The following is an 18,173-nucleotide window of genomic DNA, read 5'->3' on the forward strand; positions in this document are numbered from 1 at the left end:
AGGAGGAGACAGAAACCATGCGTCTGTTCAACAAGGCGTCCCTGGCGGTCGTCGCCGCGCTGGCCGCCGCCGGGATCGCCGCGCCCCTGTCCCTGGCGGACCCCGGCACGGCCGGCACGCGGGCTGCCGCGCGGCCCGCCGACCCCGGTACGCTGCTGGCCACGCCGGACAATCCCCGGGTCTCCGACGGGGCCTACGCGGGCTTCCAGTTCTGTGCGGCGCCGCGGAAGCCGGTCGTCACGTCCGGCTCGGCGACGCTGGCCGCCACGCTGGAGGCCGTCGCCCCGCCCGGCACCGTCGAGAAGCCCGGAGCACCGGGGCGGCCCGGCCGCCGGGTGGTCTTCGAGGTCGAGCGGGCGAACGGCGAGCGGGTGCTGCGCAGGCAACTGGTCAGCGAGACCAGCCAGAACGCCGCCTACCAGCTGCCGCGGGACGAGCTGACGGGCGGCGACTACCGCTGGCGCGTCCGGGTCCAGGACGGCCCGGCCGTCTCGGAGTGGACGGCCTGGTGCGATTTCACCGTACGCGGCGAGTGATCCCACGGCCGCTCATGTGACAAGGTCCCCCGGCTTCTCACCGGCCGGGGGCCTTCGCGTGCCGGGGAGCCGCGTCGAGGCCATGGCCTCCCGGCCGGCCGAGAAGGTGGCACCGGGTTCGGCGTGGTCGACGGGACCGGCGAACCGTGCCGAGGCGCGTTCCACTGCCTGCCGCGGCGTGAGGAACCGCCCGACGTGCGTGACGACCAGCCGTCGCGCGCGGGCCGCGCCGGCGGTGTCGCCGGCGTCCTCCGGTGTGTGGTGCACCTGCTCGCCCTCGGTCGGTGCCTGCGCGCTGTCGGCCTCGCACAGCAGCACGTCGCAGTCCTCGGCCAGACTCGTCAGGGCGGGGCAGGGTGCGGTGTCCCCGGAGTACACGAGCGACCGGCCCGCGGCGTCGACGCGCAGGGCGAAGGAGGGGATGCCGTGTGCCACCGCCCGGCTGGTGAGGGTGAGCGCGCCGACACGTACGTGGTGTCCGTCGTGCAGTTCCTCGACGGCGAAGGCGGATTCGACCGGGCTGCGGGTCGTGGTGTTGGTCAGGAAGTGCGCGAGCCGGTCGGCGATGCCCGGCGGGCCGTACAGGGGGATCGGAGCGGCGAGCTCGATGTCGGCGTAGAGCGCGCCGTAGTAGGCGGTGAGCAGGTCCGCGCTGTGGTCGGCGTGCAGGTGCGAGATCCAGATCGCGTCCAGCTCGTCCAGCCTGACATGTCGCTGCAGTTGAGCCAGCGTTCCGCTGCCCGCGTCCACCCACACCCGGGTGTCTCCGCAGGAGACCAGGTAGCCGGAACAGGGGTTGTCCACGGTCGGGTACGGCGTCGCGGAGCCCAGAACCGTGAAACGCAGATCGTTGGCCATCCGGGGAGTGTAGAACGCCTGATCCAGTGACCGAGGGGGCATGCCGACCCCTGCCTGCCGTCGACCGGCAACCGGCCCGGCCATGCCTCCGGCTGGTGGTTACCTGTCGGTCCCGGCGTCGTAGCGCGGTGCGCGCAGGCGGATGTTGCCGGACTCGGCGTTGTCCGCCGTTCCTGCGGCATGCCGCTGGGCCACGGCTACTGGGCACCGCTCACCTCCCTCATGACGATGCGGCCCGATTTCGGTCAGACGTACGCCCGGTCCGTAGCCCGCTTCGGCGGCACTCTGGTGGGCGTGGCGCCGGCGACGGGGTCGTCCGGGTGGCGGACCCGGGCACGTACACCTCGGCCGGGCTCGCCGCTGTCAGCGCGTTCGGGACGTTTCTGCCGACGCGGTCCGGATACGCCGCCGCACGGGCCCTGCTGAGCGGGGTCCTCGCGATGCCGGCCTACGCCGTCCACCCCGCCTGGGAGACGCCGCGGCTGCGCGGCCGGCCGGCCGAGTGGCTGGTCGCGACGGCCCGGTACGGCTCCGAGGTCCTGGCCCGGTACGCCCGGCCCGCCTGGCAGGAGGCCGTCGACCGCGCCGCGCACGAAGCGGTCCGGCGCGGGGACTGTCCCGGGCGGCCGCCGACGCCTCCGGTGCGGCGCTCGCCCGGTTCGCGCGGGCCACCATGCTGCCTGGAGGCCCACCTGCCGGAACGGGGCGTGTCAGGTCCTCGACGCACTGGAGGCGCTGTCGGAAGCCCTCGACACGGCTCAGGGGTGTTCGGTGCGGCCGGGGCGTCACCGGTTCGTCCGTCACCGGGCGCGGGTGGCGGGTCCTGGTGCCACGCTGTTTGCCGTAGGGCTCCACGCCTGCCTCGCTCCCTGGGACCTGTTGCCCCGTGACGGAAGGATTCTCGTGATCACCACTGACTTCGCCACCGGCTCCCCGTGCTGGCTCGACCTGGGCGCGCCCGATGTCCGGGCGGCGGCCGAGTTCTACGGCTCCGTGTTCGGCTGGGAGTTCCAGGCGTTCAGCCCCGAGGCGGCGGACTACGGCTATCTCAAGCTGGACGGCAGGACGGTCGCAGGGCTGGGGCGGCTGACGGAGGAAGGGGCGCGTTCGGCGTGGATGATCTACTTCTGTACGCCGGACGCCGACGCCACTACGGAGGCCGTGCGCCGTTCGGGCGGCACGGTGCGGGTCGATCCGATGGACGCCGACGGTGAGGGCCGGATGGCGCAGTACACCGACCCCCAGGGCGGCCAGTTCGCCGTGTGGCAGCCGGGCACGACCAAGGGGGTCGACACGGTGGACGGGCCGGGAAGCCTGTCGTGGGTCGAGCTGTATACGACGGACGCGGCCGCCGCCAAGGAGTTCTACGGCAATCTGTTCGACTGGCAGACCCAGGACATGGAGCTGCCGGGCGGAGGTGGCACGTACTCACTGATCACCCCCGCCGGGCTGCCCGAGGAACGGATGCACGGCGGCCTCATGCAGGTGCCCTCCGAAGTGCTCGCGCCTGCCGGCGGGAAGCCCTACTGGCACCCGGTGTTCGGCTCCGCGGACTGCGATGCCACGGTCGCCAGGGTCGCCTCGAACGGCGGCACCGTCCAGATGGGTCCGGAGGACGCGGAGGGCGTCGGGCGGCTGGCCGTCTGCGTGGACCGGGCGGGTGCGGACTTCGTGGTGCTCACGCCCGCGTCCGGCCAGGGCTGACGGCCGGGCCGGTCGGCCGCCCCGGCCGTCAGGGCGTCCTGCGGCGGCGGGACGTCAGGAAGCAGGCGGCTGTTATGCCCACGGCCGCGACACTCGCCAGCGTCTTCGGCAGGACCGTCCGCTCTCCGCCGTGGGTGTCGCCGCCGTGGCCGCCGTGGCTGACCGTGGACTTGGCGGCGCCTGCCTCGATCTGCCGTTCCGTGGGGGCCTGCGGCGCCGCGGCTCGTGCGGTGCGGGAGAAGTCGACGTCGGAGCAGCTGTAGAACGCCTCCGGGCTGTCGTTGCGCTGCCAGATCTTGTACAGAAGGTGGCGGCCCGTCCTGTTCGGGAGGGTGCCGGTGAACTCGTACCAGCCGCTCGGGGCCGTCCTGGCGACATCGGCCACGGCGACGGGGGCGTCGTCCAGGTCCGACCACTTCAGGGGCTTCGTGGGGTCGTAACCCTCCCTGGTGATGTAGACGGTCATCGTGCCCGGATGCGCGGCTGTGACGCGGTACTTGAAGTCGAGGGGGCCCGGGGAGACGGGTGTGGCGGCCCAGTCCGTGCGGGGCCAGTCCAGGGCCTTGTACTTCTCGCGGTTGGCCGAGCAGAGCTTGCCGTCCGGGATGAGCCGGCGGTGCTGCCCGGCTGCGTCGGCGATATTGACCTCGTTCCAGTCGTACAGCGGCTGCGTACCGCTCGCCGCCACGAGGTCCTTGCACACCTGCGAGTCCGGGTGCTCCGGGCCCTCCGCGTAGCACGTCGCGACGCGGCTCACCGGGCCGTACATGGTGCCGTGGGCGGCTGCCTGAGCGGGGGTCAGGACGAGGAGCAGAGGGGCTGTCGCCACGGCCGCCGCTAAGCGGGTGGTCCTGCGGGCTGTCATGTGGGGGGTCCCTTCTCTTCGGTCGGGGGCCTCAAGTCGGGCGGCTCAAAGGCAGCTTCGCATTGGACTAGACCAAGTTCAAGAGGTGGGGCGGGACTTCGCCCCGTGTCGTCGACCCTGCCTTCTCGTTGGAGATTTCGGCTGGAAAGTGACCTTTCCCTCACCTCAACCTCAGGAGCGACATATGAGTATGTGCACCGGCACCCGTCTCGTCACGGTCTGCGTCGGCATCGCCGGAGCGGGGATGGCGGCGGCCGTTCCCGCGGCCGCCGAGGCGCCGCCCGCGTCCGTGGGGGCGCCGGTGGTGTCCAACCTCTCCACCGGGCTGCTCGGGTCCCCGGCGCAGGGCAAGGGCGACGGCCCGGGTCAGCCCGCCGGGCTGCCCGTCGGCGGCGGGCTCCTCGGCGGTCTGCCCACCGCTGGGCTGCCGCTGGGCGACTGACAGCTCCGCCGCCCCTCGGGCGGTGCGTCGTCCGCCCTTCGGGCAGTACGCGAGTCGCCTCGGCGGCCCCTCGGCCGGTTGGGGCGGACGGCGTGCCCGGCGGACGGCGCCGGGCGGACGGCGTGCGCGGGGCGCGGACGGCGTGCGCGGGCGCGTGAGCCTGCCGGGGCCGGCCGGGGGGCGGCGAGGGGGTGTAGGGGTGGGCCAGGGGTTTCCCTCTTTCCGGGGATGCGCGGGGCGCGTTTCACTGTCGGCACCCCACAGGAGAAGCGCCTGTTCACTCGTCGTCCGGAAGGGTTTCTCTTGACTGTCACCCCAGCCCGTGTGAGCGCCGCACTCGCTGCGGCCTGCGCCCTCGTCCTGGGCGCGGCCCTGCCGTCCACCGCGATCAGCTCGTACAACGCGGCCCCGGCGCCGGAGCGCACCGAGGTCGGTGCGCTCGTCGCCACCTGGGACAACGACGACAACCCCGCGACGCCCGACCGGGTCGACTGGGTGTGCTCCGGCACCATGATCGACGCCGACACCTTTCTCACGGCCGCACACTGCACCACCGACTGGCCGGAGAACGTGCGGTTCCATGTCTCCCTCGACCAGGACGTCGAGGGCGCGCTGGAGAGGGCGGCCGAGCGTCACCCCGGCGACCCGGCCGCCGTCGCACGGGAGGTCGCGGTGGAGGGGATCGCGCACAACCACCCGAAGTACCCCGGGCCCGCCTCGGACACCTACGACATATCGGTGATCGAACTGCCGGCGGCGCAGGTCGCGGCGCGCTGGTCGTTCACCCCGGCCACACTGCCCGAGGCGGGAGCGCTCGGCGCGCCGGGGCCACGCGGACTGAAGGACACATCATTCGTCGTGGCCGGATACGGGACGCAGGAGGCGCGGCGCGGGCCGGGCGGGCACACGCATCCCGGGGGCGGTGTCCGGATGAAGGCACCGGTGTCGTACGACGCGCTCAACCCGGCGTGGGTGCGGCTGGCGATGACCGCTCCGCAGGGGAACGGCGGCGCCTGTTACGGGGACTCCGGCGGGCCCAACTTCGCCCTGCTGGACGGGAGGCTGACGCTGGTGGGCACCACCATCACCGGGGACTCGCCGTGCTACGCCACGAATGTGGCATACCGGCTGGACTCGGACGGTGCCCGCGCCTTCCTGGCGCCGTTCGTGACGCTTCCCTGACGGCGAACGGGTGACGGGCGCGTGATGTGGGGCCCGGCCGGCGGTCGGGCATGGCCCCACGACAAGGACTGGTCATGATCAAGAAGGTTCTCGCCGGGCGATGACCACGTGAGTACGCGGAACGGCGACCAGTCCCACCAGTCCTACGGCAACACCGGCACCGAACAGGCCGACGTCCCGCTCCGGACCCCGGAGCAGGAGGAGGCCCTTCTACGGGCGCTGCGGTGAGGAGGGCCGCGCGGGCGGACGGCGGGTGACATTCCCGTCGCCGTCCCGTGCGGTTACCGTCGGCGCCGGTCCTCGGCCCCGGTCCCCCTAATGGGGGCCGGGGCCGATCGTATGGGTGAGCCGCGGTGGTGCGTGCTTGACGGGTGTGCGGCGCTGGTACCGAGGTGGAGGCAACCTCGGCGGGCCGACCCGCATCTTCCGGATGCGGCGGGGACCGCAGGGGCGTCCCGCATCGGCGTGCATGGAGTGGGTCAGCAATGGTGGAGATCTCGATCGTCGTTCCGTGTTTCGACGAGAGCGAGGTGATCGATGTCTTCCATGAGGCCGTGGTGACTGCGATGCGGCCGACCGGGGTGTCCTTCGAGATCTGTTACGTGGACGACGGGAGCCGCGACCGGACCGTCGACCGGCTCCGCGAGCTGGCACGGGGCGACGCGCGGGTCCGCTTCACGTCGTTCAGCCGCAACTTCGGCAAGGAGTCGGCGATGCTCGCCGGGATGCGTATGTCCCGGGGGGCGGCCGTGGTCCTGATGGACGCCGACCTCCAGCATCCGCCGGAGCTGGTGCCGCGGATGCTGGAACTGCACCAGCACGGCTACGACCAGGTGGTGGCGGAGCGGGACCGGTCCGGTGAGAGCGCGGTCAGGAAGGCGCTCAGCCGCGCGTACTACCGGCTGGTGCGGCGGTTCATGGACGTGGAGATCGTGGACGGGGCCGGTGACTTCCGGCTGCTGTCACGGCGCGCCGTCGACGCGATCCTGTCGCTGCCGGAGACCAACCGGTTCTCCAAGGGGCTGTTCTCCTGGATCGGCTTCGACACGGTGAGCTTCCGCTACGAGAACGTCGAGCGGGCCGCCGGCGCCTCGAAGTGGGGTGGGCGGAGGCTGCTCAACTACGGCATCGACGGGCTGCTGTCGTTCAACAGCCGACCCCTGCGGATGGCGATCCACACAGGTTTGTGGCTGTTTCTGTCCGCGCTCGCGTACGCGCTGTGGATCGTGGCGAACGCGGTGCTGAACGGTGTCGACACACCCGGGTACGCGACGCTGATCACCGCGATCGTCGGGCTGAGCGGAGTGCAGCTGGCGACGCTGGGCGTGATCGGCGAGTACGTGGGCCGGATCTACCACGAGTCGAAGCGGCGGCCGCAGTACGTGGTCCGGGAGACCGAGCGGGACGCGGCCGGGGCCCCGGTGGCCGGCCGGCCCGCCGCCCGGGCGGGCCGGCCGTGACCGGAGGCCTGGCTACGGCGGCTGCTTGCCGTAAGTGACCTTGTCCAGGTGGTAGTAGTCGGCCACGCAGCGGGCCGGCCACTGGTTCTTGCCGTCCCTGCCGAAGGGCTCCAGCATGCGGCTGACGGAGTTCGGGGTGTACGGGGCCGACTCGGCGCCGCTCGCGGCCCGGTCGCGCAGGTACTGGTCCTGGCGGTCCCAGCGCTGGGCGCGGGCCGCCATGTCGTCGCCCAGATGGTGGAGCGGGACGGCCAGGCCCAGGACGGTGACCGCGCAGACGGCCGCCGACGTGGCCGCGACGGCGTACGTGACGGGCCTGGGGCGCCGGCTCAGGCGCACGGCGCGGCCGAGGAACGCTCCGGCGGCGACGAGCAGCAGAACGTACAGGAGCAGGTAGTCGTTCCACGTGCGCTCCGTGGTGAGGACCCGCGTGCCGAAGGCCGGGTACGTGATCACCGTGCACAGATAGCCGGAGGCCAGGAACGCGAGCGCGCCGAAGGACAGCAGCCGGAGCGGGCGGCAGGGCAGGAGGACGGCGGGGCCCGCGTCCGGGCGGCGGCGGGCGAGCAGCCCGAGGAGGACGCCCGCGGCGACGGCGCCCGCGTACTGCCAGGTCGTGAGGACGGTCTCCATGATCCGTACGAACAGCTTGAGGGACGTGAGGAGGGAGTCCGGAGCGAGCATGGAGGCGGTCTCCGCGTCGTACCGCTCCCGGCGGTTGCGGGAGCCGGGGGAGGTGACCAGCAGGACCGTGCCGACGGCGACGCCCGCCATGCCTGTCAGCGACCATGTGACGGCGTGGCGGCGGGCCCGCTCGGTGAAGATCCAGCGGGCGAGGACGACGGCGCCGCCGAGGACGACCAGGGCGACCACCGATGCCTCTTCGGACAGGAGGCCCATGAAGACGCCGGCGAGGAGGACGGTCGCGAGGGCGGCGATCCTGCCGCGTCCTCCGCGTACCCGGAGCAGTGGCAGGGCGGCCGCGGCGGCCAGCACGGGCGCGAGGGTGTGCGAGACGGAGGCGGCGGGCCAGTAGAACGTCTTGTACGTGTTCGGGGTGGCGAACAGGAACACCGCGGTGATCATCGAAGCGGCCAGGAGGGCCGTGCCGCGCGGCGCCCACTGGCCGGCGCGGCGCAGGAGCTGGGCGGTGAGGGCCCACAGCAGAGCCAGCATGAGGACGCCGCTGACCACCGCGTACCACCGGTGTCCGGCGACGGGGAACTTCGCGTAGAGGCCGACGAGCAGCCCGTTCGTGAGCCGGCCGTTGTCGGTGGCGTAGAACTGTCCGACGATCCCCGCGATGCCGTGGTCGCGGACCAGCGGCAGGAAGCACCACTCGTCGGCGCTGGGGCGGACGTGACGGCCGAGGTAGGAGGCCATCGCCAGCAGCCCCAGGGGCAGGGACGCGAGCCCCAGGGTCGCCGCCTTCACCGCGGTCGCCGTACGGGGTGGGCCGTCGCTCCGGTCCGTGTCCTCGTCGTCGTGGTCGGTGACGCTGGGCGCGCCGACGGCCATTCTCACCACTGCCTTTCGGGGAAATCACTGATCAAACACTGATCCGACACCGTAGAGGGGTTTTTCGGCGCTGCCGTTCCGCCGTTGGCGTGGCACGCCGCGTGACGGCCCCCTGTCGCATTGAAAGTGGGCGAATAGGGCACTCCACGTGTAAACGGTGAAAGGATGGACGCGGCGGACGACGCGTGAGGCGACACCGGGATGGTTGGCACATGACCAGAGAACCGACAGCTGCCGCGGCTTCGGGAGCGACATCGAGCGCCGCTGTGTACGGCGCGCCCTGCTGGGTCAGTCTGATGACCAAGGATCTGCGGTCCTCGCACGATTTCTACGGGTCTGTCATGGGGTGGGAGTTCCGTCCCGCGCGGCTCGGGGAGGAGTTCAGCGTCGCCCTGTCCGACGGCAAGGCGATCGCCGGGATCGGCGCGCTGGCGTCGGCGTTCCATGTGGCCGTGGCCTGGACTCCGTACTTCGCCGTGCGGAACGCGGACGAGACGGCGTCCCGCATTCGGGAGCGCAGCGGGACGGTGGCGGTCGGTCCGGTCGCGTTCGTGCTGGGCCGGGGCGCGCTGGCGGCGGACCGGGACGGTGCCGTGTTCGGGATCTGGGAGGGCGAGCTGCCGGCCGGGTGGGAGGTGTGGCAGGCGGCGGCGCCGGCGTGGGTGCGGCTGCACACGCGGGACGCGTTCGAGGCGGCGATCTTCTACGGGGAGGTCCTCGACTGGGCGTGCGGACGTCCCGGCTGTTGCGACGTGGAGTACGAGGGCGACGAGGTCGTACTGCGGAGCGGCGGGCGGGCGGTGGCGCGACTGTCGTCGGGCGCGCTGGAGGCGGCACCCGACCCGGCGATCCGGCCGCGCTGGCAGGTCCACTTCCCGGTGTCGGACCTGGAGCGGCGGGTCACGGCGGCGCTGCAGCACGGCGGGACGGTGATCGCACACGAGCCGGAGGTGCAGGCGACGCTGCGTGACCCGGACGGGGGGATCTTCACCCTGACGGTGCCGGGCGCGGCGGAGCCCCGTGACCGCTAGGCGACGCCGCTAGGCGACGCCGCGGCCCACCATGGGCGGTGTGGCCATGCCGGCGCCCTCGCGCAGGCCGTGGAGCAGCTCCTGGAGAGCGTCCAGGGCGCTGTACCGGGGCCGCCAGTCCAGCTCGTTGTGCGCCCGGGTGCAGTCCATGAGGGGCAGCCGCAGGAAGGCGTCGAACAGCTGGGGCGACGACGGCACCAGATGCAGCGTCCAGGCGGCGGCCAGCGCGGTCCGGGCGGCCAGGCGCGGCAGGTGTACGACGCGGGCGTCGAGGAGCGCGGCGAGTTCGCGGGCGCCGACGGGCGGGTCGGCGGCCAGGTTGAACGCGCCGTGGACGCCGTCACCGAGGGCCGCGCGACGGTAGCCGTCGGCCGCGTCGTCGGTGTGGAGGGCCTGGAAGAGGAGCCCCTCGATGTCCGGCACGGCCGGGACCACCTTCGGGCTGGCCAGGCGGCCGGGCACGAGGCGGCCTGCGAAGATGCGGAGCTGTTCGCTGGCCGACGTCTCCTTGAAAAGGAACGCGGTGCGCAGCCGGACCACACGCATGGCGGGGTTGCGGGGTTCGAAGGCGTCCAGGACACGTTCGAGGTAGGCCTTCTCCCGGCAGTACGCGGCCTCCGGCCAGCCGTGGGTGGGCCAGGACTCGTCGACGGGCCGGTCCTTGGGGCCGGGCGAGTAGGCGCCGACGGACGACGCGTACACGAGGGCCGGGACACGGGCCGCGGCGGCCGCGCGGAAGACCCGGAGGCTGCCGAGGACGTTGGTGCGCCAGGTGGCCAGGGGGTCGTGGGTGGGCTGGAAGGCCCAGGCCAGATGGATGACGGCGTCGGCGCCGTCGAAGTGGGCCGTGAAGGCGCGGTCGCCGTCCTTCTCGACGTCGGCCTGCGCCCATTCGGTGCGGGGCGGCGACCACTGCGGGAGGCGGCGGGCCAGGCCGAGGACGGATCCCACCCGGGGGTCTTCGGCGAGGGCCGCGACGACGCTGGTGCCCACGTTGCCGGTGGCTCCGGTGACGACGACTCGCTTGCCTGGTTGTGTGCTCACCGCTGCTCTCCTCCGTCGGTTCCTCCATCGGCTCCTCCGGCGCACGGGTGCGCGCACCAGGGTGTGCCGGGTACCCGGTTCGCGCCGGTTCACATCCGCCGGCGGGGGCGTCGGGCGGTTCGTGGGCGGGGTGGCCGTCCGGGCAGCGTGCGGCCGCCCGGACGCGCGTCCGGGTGGCCGCACGGACGCGCGGGCACATCCGGGCGTCAATATCGAAGAGCCTCGTTCACCTGTGCCGGTGAAGGTAGGGGCCGATTGTGTGTGCGGATGCCGCGCGGGGCGGCGGACCGGGGAAGACTGGCCGCACGTCGGCTGTCGACGGCGGCGCTCCGGGCCGCTCACTCAGGGATTCGGCCATGGTGGCTGGATCCCGGCTGGCCTTTGACATATGCCAGAAGCACCACCGGATCGAGTGTTGCCAAATGCCTTACAGCACGTCTCCGCCTGTGCGACAGTCGTAGCCGGTCCTTGCTTTTCAGGCCCTGGCCGCCGCGCCTGTATCGGAGTACGACATGCCGTCCCATCTGTTCGCGGACCGTCCCAGCCAGCAGCCGCCGGAGCGCGGCGCGGTGGACGCCCTCATCTCGCAGACCCGCAGGCTGCGCGGAGAGGTGGACGCCGTACGCCGGGACGCCACGGACGAGAACGATCCACAGGTCCGCTGGCAGCGCGCCCTCTGCGACCTGGCCGTCCATCAGCTCGACGACCTCCGTGCCCACTTGGGCCACCTCAGGAACGGTGTCCCGGAACAGCCCACGGAGGCATGCCGGGAGGATGGCGGTGCCCCCGGCGCCGCGACCGCACACAACGGCCGGCCCTCCGCCGAGCAGGCCACGGGGTCGCTTCTCAGCCGCGTCGGCAGCGCCGAGTGGAACCTGCTGACGGACGAGGTGAGCTGGTCCGAGGAGCTGTTCCGGATCTTCGGCCGTCATCCGGAGACCGGTCCGATGTCGCTGGACGAACTGCCGTCCGCGGTCTTCGCCGACGACCAGACCGTGCTCACCCAGCTGGTGACGGGCTGTCTGATCGACGGCAAGCCCATCGACAGCGAGTTCCGGATCGTACGGGCCGACGGCCGGGTGCGGACCCTGCACATGGTGGGCGAGCCCGTACTCGACAGCGAAGGCTGCACCGCCTCCATGTGGGCCGTCTTACGCGACGTCAGCGAACTGCGCCGCAGCGAGCGGGCGGTACGCGACTCACAGGACTCGCTCCGCCGGCGACAGGAGGTGGAGCAGACCGAGCACCGGGTGGCGGTGGAACTGCAGGAGGCGGTTCTGCCGCCGTGGCGCGGCCCTCTGCGGCTCGCACAGGGCGGCCCGGCGGCCCTGGACCTGGCGGGGCACTACCTGCCGTCCGGCAGCAGCACACGCATCGGCGGCGACTGGTACGACGCGTTGGAACTCCCCGACGGCGACGCCCTGCTGACGGTCGGCGACCTCACCGGGCACGGTGTGTCCGTGACCTCCTCCATGGCCATGCTGCTCGGCGCCCTGCGCGGTCTCGCCGTGGCCGGAATCCGCCCAGGGCCACTCCTCGGGCACCTCAACCAGCTGATGGAGTCCTCCGCACAGCCCGCGCTCGGCAGCGCCGTCTGCTGCCGCTACCACCCGGCGACCCGGACGCTCAGCTGGTCGCAGGCCGGACACCCCGCCCCGCTGCTGTTCCGCGACGGGACAGGGCGCGCGCTGAGCCGACCGGACGGTGTCCTGCTGGGAGCGACGGCGTCGGGCGCCGCCTACGAGCAGGCCGAGGTGCGACTGCTCCCCGGTGATCTGCTGCTGCTCCACACGGACGGACTGACCCGCGCCGCGGCGGGGCTCGGCTCGGACACATCGGGTACGGAGCGGCTGCTGGCCCTCGCCCCGCGGTTCGCCCGGGCGAGTGACGCGCAGGACTGTGTGCGGTCGGTGATCGAGGAGTTCGGCGACACGGCGCGGGTGGACGACGCCTGTGTCGTGGCGGCCAGGGTCGGCGACCTGTCGTAGCCGGCCGCTCGCCCGTGAGCCGCTCCCCCCGTTGTCCCCTCGGTGTGGTGTGTGTGCGCTGGTGTGGTCGGTGAGGGATAAGCGATGGAGCGGGGTGTGAGGCGGGCGGGTTCCCAGCCCGCCTCTGCTAGATATCCGTGATGCCCAGCTTCTTCGCCTGGGTCTTCGGCAGCGCCACTTCGATCCGCTCACGCAGGTCCTTGATCTTGGCGTAGCCGGAGTACCGGGCCGTCAGCCGGTACATCTCGCGCAGGCGGTCCCAGGTGCGCTGCGACGAGTTGTTGCCCATCGCCGAGAGCGCGAGCCTGGCGTAACGGTCGGCCTGCTCCGGGTCGTCGGCGATGAAGCAGGCGGACGCCATGGACAGATGATCGAAGATCAACGACCGTTTACGGTGGTCGACCCTCAGCTCCATGGCCTTCTGGGCGTAGTACTGCGCCTGCTTGGCGGCGGCCGGGTCGTGCTCGGCGAGCGTCCGGTAGGCGAGGGCCTGCATGCCGTACAGGTCCTCGCTCTTGAAGGTCTGCATCCAGCTGGGCAGCGGGACGTCGCCCTTGTCGGAGACGAACAGCTCCTCCGCCTCGCCGAGGGTCCGCCGCATGGCCTGGCCACGGCCCATGGCGGCCTGCGCCCACGCCTCGATGGTGTGGAGCATGGCCTGCGTACGCGGCAGGATCTGCTCGCCGGAGCCGGCCTTGGCGAGCTTCATCAGGTCCAGCGCCTCGTCCGGGCGGCCCAGGTGGACCATCTGGCGCGCGGCGCGGGAGAGGGCCTCGCCGGCGCGGGGGCGGTCGCCGCCCTCGCGCGCGGCGTGCGCGGCGATGATGAAGTACTTCTGGGCGGTGGGTTCGAGGCCCACGTCGTGGGACATCCAGCCCGCGAGGACGGCGAGGTTGGCGGCGACGCCCCACAGGCGCCGCTGGATCGATTCGGAGTGACGGTAGGCGAGCATGCCGCCCACCTCGTTGAGCTGGCCGACCACCGCCTTGCGCTGGAGGCCGCCGCCCCGGGCCGCGTCCCAGGCGCGGAAGACCTCGACGGAGGTCTCCAGCTCCTCGATCTCCTGCCACCCGATGGGGGCGGCCTCGTAGCGGTCGTACCCGGCGGGGTCGGCGTGCAGGGGGTCGGGCGTGCCGGCGCCGGGGGTGCCGGTCTGCGGGGTGTCGTTGCGGAGCCAGTCGTGCATGGCGCTGGTGATGGCGGAGCCCGCGGTGAGCGCGGCGCCCGCACCCACCAAGCCGCGTCGGTTGAGCATGAGGTCCATTCCCGTGAATTCGGTGAGGACCGTGGCCGTGCGTTCGGGCGCCCAGGGCAGCCCGTCAGGGTTCTGGTTCTGCCTGACGTCCCGCCGTTTCCCGGCGCGCCCGTGCCGTACGAACCCGAGGTCCTCGATGGTCACGACACGGCCGAGTCGCTCGGTGAACAGGGCTGCCAGCACTCTCGGCACCGGATCGCGCGGGGTCTCCCCCAGGTCGATCCACCGCCGGACCCGCGAGGTGTCGGTCGCCAGCTGCGGGTGGCCCATGGCCGCCGCCTGCCGGTTCACCATCCGCGCGAGCTCGCCTTTTGACCAGCCGGCCAGGCCGAACAGATCGGAGAGGCGGGTGTTGGGTTGTCCTGTCACGTCAAGCCCCCAGGTTCTCGGCTGAGTTGACAGTAACCCCGTGTCATAGGGCTGGCGACTATTCGCCAGGGTTCGCCAGGGTGCGCAACATGGTTAGCCACCCGCGGGCCGGTGTCAGGTAGGAAAGCGCCACCCCGTCCCGGCGACGGCCCCTCATTCCCCAGGGTGTCGGACCGGCGACGGGACGGGGCAGCGTACGCAGTCGTCGGCACACGAAGGGATCTGTCTCGCCCATGTACACAGCATCGTCCTCCGTGTCCGCCCCGCCCCGGCCCCGTACCGTCCCGGCCGGCAGCGGACCGTACCTGGGTCCCGCACAGGCGGGCCGGGCCAGGCGCTGGGCGGGGGCGGTGACCGGGCCCCTCAGCGGAAGAATCGACCTGTCCGGCCCTCAGGGGGCGCAGTTGCGGAAGGCCATCGCGTCGGTCCACCGCATCTGCCCGGAGTTCAACCCGGTCCAGGTGATGCGGCGCAGCGGACGCTCCGTGCTGCTGGTCGGCACGACCGGACGCGCCACCGCCGTCGCGAAGTGTTTACTGGACCACTCCCCCGTGTGGGTCGAGCGATTCCGGCACGAGATCGCCGCTTACCGGACCTTCGTACGGCACCGTCCTCCGGTGCGGGCACCGCGGCTGATCGCGGCGGACCCGGACAACTGCACGCTCGTCATCGAGCGGATGCCCGGCCGCGCCGCGGCGCTGAGCCGGCACCCGGTGGAGGCGCCGCCGCGTGCGGACATCCGGGCCGTCCTGGGGGCGATCGCGCGCCTCAACGCATGGCGGCCACCGGCCGGGACGTTCGACGCGCCGCTGGACTACGCGTCGCGGATCTCGCGCTACCACGAGCTGGGTCTGTTCACCGACCGGGACCGGGACGACCTGCAGAAGCTGCTGCACGGCCTGGCGCACGCGGGTGGCAGGCAGGGCATGGGCCAGTTCTGCCACGGTGACGCGCTGCTGTCGAACATGCTGCTGTCGCCTGCCGGTCCCGTGCTGGTCGACTGGGAGCACGCGGGCTGGTACCTGCCCGGATACGACCTGGCGACGCTGTGGGCCGTGCTCGGTGACGCGCCGGTGGCGCGTCGGCAGATCAGCCAGCACGCGCAGGCGGCAGGCCCGGCGGCGCGGGACGCGTTCCTGGTGAATCTGATGCTCGTGCTGACGCGGGAGATACGGACGTACGAGACGGCCGTGCAGCGCACTATACGAGAGGCGCCGCCGGCGGGCTCGATCCCGGTCCAGCCCGGAGCGGTCTCACCCGGGGAGGAGCAGCGGCTGTTGCTGCGGCGGCTGCACGACGACTGCGCGCTGGCACGGCGGGCCGTGCGCGCGGCGGTCGGCACACGCTGACCGTTCGACGGGGGCAGGCGCGCCGTGCGCCCGGTGCTGATCGCACCGGGTGTGCGGTGCGCCCTCCTGCGCGGACCGCCGGGTGGGTGACGGTTCGTACAAGTGGGTGGGGCGTACGGGGGCCGTCGGATGGATGGCACGGGGGTTGTCCGCAAGGGTGGTTGTGCGTGCGGACTGGTCCGCGCACGCTGCCGACCTGCGGGTTCGCGCTGTCCGGGGAGCATGCGTCACCCGCGCCCGAACATTGACGTTCATATGACTTATATGAGCTTCGCGTGGGCTTTCCGGGCCACGGGTAGAGGCTCGCGCGGTATGGCCCCGTTCACCGAAAGGCATGGACACGCATGGCGCAGCCGTTCGCACTCCCGGAGTTCTATGTGCCGTATCCGGCACGGCTCAACCCACATGTGGACGCGGCTCGCGCCCACACCAAGGAGTGGGCCCGGCGCATGGGGATGCTGGAGGGCTCCGGGATCTGGGAGGAGCACGACCTCGACTCCCACGACTACGCGCTGCTGTGCGCGTACACCCATCCGGACTGCGACGCGGAGGCGCTGTCCCTCGTCACGGACTGGTACGTGTGGGTGTTCTTCTTCGACGACCACTTCCTGGAGATCTTCAAGCGCACCCTGGACCGGGAGGGCGGCAAGGCGTATCTCGACCGGCTGCCCGCCTTCATGCCGCTGGACCTGTCGGCGCCGATGCCGGAGCCGGAGAACGCGGTCGAGGCGGGCCTCGCGGACCTGTGGGCGCGGACCGTGCCCGCCATGTCGCCGGCCTGGCGGGAACGGTTCGCCGTGGCGACCGAGAACCTTCTCAACGAGTCCCTGTGGGAACTGTCGAACATCAACGAGGGGCGGATCGCCAACCCCGTCGAGTACATCGAGATGCGCCGGAAGGTGGGCGGTGGGCCCTGGTCGGCCGGGCTCGTGGAGTACGCGGCGGGCGCCGAGGTGCCCGAGTCGGTGGCGGAGTCGCGTCCGCTGCGGGTGCTGCGCGACACCTTCGCCGACGCGGTGCATCTGCGCAACGACCTGTTCTCGTACCAGCGTGAGGTGGAGGACGAGGGCGAGAACAGCAACGGTGTGCTGGTGCTCGAGCGGTTCCTGGACTGCTCGACGCAGGAGGCCGCGGAGGCTGTCAACGACCTGCTGACGTCACGGCTCCAGCAGTTCGAGTACACGGCGCTGACCGAGGTGCCCGCCCTGTGCGCGGAGAAGGGCCTCGGGCCGCAGGGCGCCGCAGCCGTCCTGGCGTACGCGAAGGGGCTGCAGGACTGGCAGTCCGGCGGCCACGAGTGGCATATGCGCTCCAGCCGCTACATGAACGAGGGCGCCCTGGGCGCGGAACCGGGCAGCGGCGCGTTCGGGATGGCGGCCGCTTCGATCCGGCTGACGCCGCGCGCGGAGAGGGCCCGGTGGCGGGGCTTCTCGCATGTGCCGTACCAGCGTGTGGGGCCCTCGCTGCTGCCGCACATCGAGATGCCGTTCCAGGTGACCCTCAACCCGCACCTGGAGGGTGCGCGGCAGCGGTGCGTGGCATGGGGCCGCGAGATGGGCTTCCTCCGGGCGCAGCCGGGGCAGCCCGGCTCGGACGTCTGGAACGAGCGGAAGATCGCCGGGATCGACCTGCCGCTCTGCGCGGCCGGGCTGCACCCCGAGGCGAACGCCGACGAGCTGGATCTGGCGTCGCACTGGCTGGCCTGGGGCACATACGGCGACGACCTGTACCCCGTCGTGTACGGCAGACCCCGGGACCTGGCGGGGGCGCGGGCGCAGAACGAGCGGCTGAAGCTGTTCATGCCGCTGGACGGCGCCTCCGCGTCGATGCCCGAGCCGGCGAACGCGCTGGAGCGGGGCCTGGCGGATCTGTGGCCGCGGACGGCCGGACCGATGAGCGACGCGGACCGTGCGGCGTTCCGGGCCGCGGTCGACGTCATGATCGCGAGCTGGGAGTGGGAGCTGGCGAACCAGGCGCACAACCGGATCCCGGAGCCGGTGGACTACATCGAGATGCGGCGGGCCACGTTCGGCTCCGACCTGACGATGGCGCTGTGCCGGATCGGGCACGGCAACAGGGTGCCGCCGGAGATCTACCGGAGCGGTCCGGTGCGCGCGCTGGAGAACGCGGCGATGGACTTCGCGACGCTGATGAACGACCTCTTCTCGTACCAGAAGGAGATCGAGTTCGAGGGCGAGGTCCACAACTGTGTTCTGGTGGTGCAGAACTTCTTCGACGTGGACCACCCGACGGCGGTGGAGATCACCGGTGATCTGATGAACTCGCGGATGCGGCAGTTCCAGCATGTCGCCGCACACGAGTTCCCCGTGATGTACGACGACTTCGGGCTCGACGCGGAGACGCGTACGGTGCTGGACGGGTATGTGCGGGAGCTCCAGAACTGGATGGCCGGCATCCTCAACTGGCACCGGGGCTGCAAGCGGTACCAGGAGGAGGTGCTGCTGCAGGACCGGGCGGAGGCGGCCGCGCCGCTCGCGCCGGCGCTGCTCGGGCCGACGGGTCCGGGGACGTCGGCGGCCCGCGTGGCCGCGCTGATCGCTTCGTAGCGGGC

The 18,173-nt window shown here is 72.1% G+C and carries 15 protein-coding genes; 10 read left to right on the top strand and 5 right to left on the bottom strand.

Features of this window, described 5'->3' with window-relative positions; genetic code table 11:
* Positions 1-17 precede the first annotated feature (17 nt).
* Positions 18-536 carry a hypothetical protein gene (locus FVS66_RS17775; protein ID WP_149182153.1) on the top strand — a complete coding sequence of 173 codons (519 nt, stop codon included), beginning with the start codon at positions 18-20 and terminating at the stop codon, positions 534-536.
* A 12-nt stretch (positions 537-548) separates the two neighbouring features.
* Here the strand turns inward: FVS66_RS17775 and FVS66_RS17780 are convergent, their stop codons facing one another.
* Positions 549-1,394, bottom strand: a complete 846-nt coding sequence (locus tag FVS66_RS17780; protein ID WP_149182154.1) for an MBL fold metallo-hydrolase — start codon at positions 1,392-1,394, stop codon at positions 549-551.
* A gap of 228 nt (positions 1,395-1,622) precedes the next feature.
* On the opposite strand from FVS66_RS17780, the gene FVS66_RS36895 reads away from it, so the two are divergent.
* Together FVS66_RS36895 and FVS66_RS17790 are read left to right on the top strand one after the other, a co-directional pair.
* Positions 1,623-1,820: a hypothetical protein gene (locus FVS66_RS36895; protein ID WP_399225780.1), complete on the top strand. Its 198-nt coding sequence runs from the start codon at positions 1,623-1,625 to the stop codon at positions 1,818-1,820.
* Between the two features lie 477 nt (positions 1,821-2,297).
* The gene (locus FVS66_RS17790) at positions 2,298-3,098 is read left to right on the top strand and encodes a VOC family protein (protein ID WP_149182155.1); all 801 of its coding nucleotides are present in this window, start codon (positions 2,298-2,300) and stop codon (positions 3,096-3,098) included.
* 28 nt (positions 3,099-3,126) lie between these two features.
* Here FVS66_RS17790 and FVS66_RS17795 read toward each other — a convergent pair whose 3' ends face one another.
* A complete protein-coding gene (locus FVS66_RS17795) occupies positions 3,127-3,927 on the bottom strand; it encodes a lytic polysaccharide monooxygenase (RefSeq protein ID WP_399225766.1) in 801 nt (266 codons plus the stop codon).
* A gap of 220 nt (positions 3,928-4,147) precedes the next feature.
* Here FVS66_RS17795 and FVS66_RS17800 point away from each other — a divergent pair, with 220 nt between their 5' ends.
* From FVS66_RS17800 to FVS66_RS17810, 3 genes are all read left to right on the top strand, one after another.
* Complete coding sequence (locus tag FVS66_RS17800) at positions 4,148-4,405, top strand: hypothetical protein (RefSeq protein ID WP_149182157.1); 258 nt, start codon at positions 4,148-4,150, stop codon at positions 4,403-4,405.
* Between the two features lie 324 nt (positions 4,406-4,729).
* Positions 4,730-5,587, top strand: coding sequence for a trypsin-like serine protease (locus tag FVS66_RS17805; protein WP_262387053.1), 858 nt, complete (start codon positions 4,730-4,732; stop codon positions 5,585-5,587).
* Between the two features lie 485 nt (positions 5,588-6,072).
* Positions 6,073-7,047 carry a glycosyltransferase family 2 protein gene (locus tag FVS66_RS17810; protein ID WP_149182159.1) on the top strand — a complete coding sequence of 325 codons (975 nt, stop codon included), beginning with the start codon at positions 6,073-6,075 and terminating at the stop codon, positions 7,045-7,047.
* 12 nt (positions 7,048-7,059) lie between these two features.
* Here the strand turns inward: FVS66_RS17810 and FVS66_RS17815 are convergent, their stop codons facing one another.
* On the bottom strand, positions 7,060-8,565 hold the full coding sequence (locus FVS66_RS17815) for a DUF6056 family protein (protein WP_149182160.1): 1,506 nt from the start codon (positions 8,563-8,565) through the stop codon (positions 7,060-7,062).
* Positions 8,566-8,777: 212 nt separating this feature from the next.
* On the opposite strand from FVS66_RS17815, the gene FVS66_RS17820 reads away from it, so the two are divergent.
* On the top strand, positions 8,778-9,596 hold the full coding sequence (locus FVS66_RS17820; protein WP_149182161.1) for a VOC family protein: 819 nt from the start codon (positions 8,778-8,780) through the stop codon (positions 9,594-9,596).
* Positions 9,597-9,605: 9 nt separating this feature from the next.
* Here the strand turns inward: FVS66_RS17820 and FVS66_RS17825 are convergent, their stop codons facing one another.
* Positions 9,606-10,640 (bottom strand): NAD-dependent epimerase/dehydratase family protein, encoded by a 1,035-nt coding sequence (locus tag FVS66_RS17825; RefSeq protein ID WP_149182162.1) that lies wholly within the window; start codon positions 10,638-10,640, stop codon positions 9,606-9,608.
* Between the two features lie 512 nt (positions 10,641-11,152).
* Between FVS66_RS17825 and FVS66_RS17830 the strand changes: the two genes are divergently transcribed.
* Positions 11,153-12,628, top strand: a complete 1,476-nt coding sequence (locus FVS66_RS17830) for a SpoIIE family protein phosphatase (RefSeq protein ID WP_149182163.1) — start codon at positions 11,153-11,155, stop codon at positions 12,626-12,628.
* A 127-nt stretch (positions 12,629-12,755) separates the two neighbouring features.
* On the opposite strand, the gene FVS66_RS17835 is transcribed toward FVS66_RS17830, so the two are convergent.
* Positions 12,756-14,252: a hypothetical protein gene (locus FVS66_RS17835; RefSeq protein ID WP_149182164.1), complete on the bottom strand. Its 1,497-nt coding sequence runs from the start codon at positions 14,250-14,252 to the stop codon at positions 12,756-12,758.
* Positions 14,253-14,485: 233 nt separating this feature from the next.
* Here FVS66_RS17835 and FVS66_RS17840 point away from each other — a divergent pair, with 233 nt between their 5' ends.
* Both FVS66_RS17840 and FVS66_RS17845 read left to right on the top strand, forming a co-directional pair.
* Positions 14,486-15,601: an aminoglycoside phosphotransferase family protein gene (locus FVS66_RS17840; RefSeq protein WP_149182165.1), complete on the top strand. Its 1,116-nt coding sequence runs from the start codon at positions 14,486-14,488 to the stop codon at positions 15,599-15,601.
* A 344-nt stretch (positions 15,602-15,945) separates the two neighbouring features.
* Positions 15,946-18,168, top strand: a complete 2,223-nt coding sequence (locus tag FVS66_RS17845) for a terpene synthase family protein (RefSeq protein ID WP_149182166.1) — start codon at positions 15,946-15,948, stop codon at positions 18,166-18,168.
* The last annotated feature ends 5 nt before the right edge of the window (positions 18,169-18,173 follow it).

It is taken from the genome of Streptomyces sp. TRM49041 (genome assembly GCF_008271805.1).
Taxonomy (GTDB): domain Bacteria; phylum Actinomycetota; class Actinomycetes; order Streptomycetales; family Streptomycetaceae; genus Streptomyces.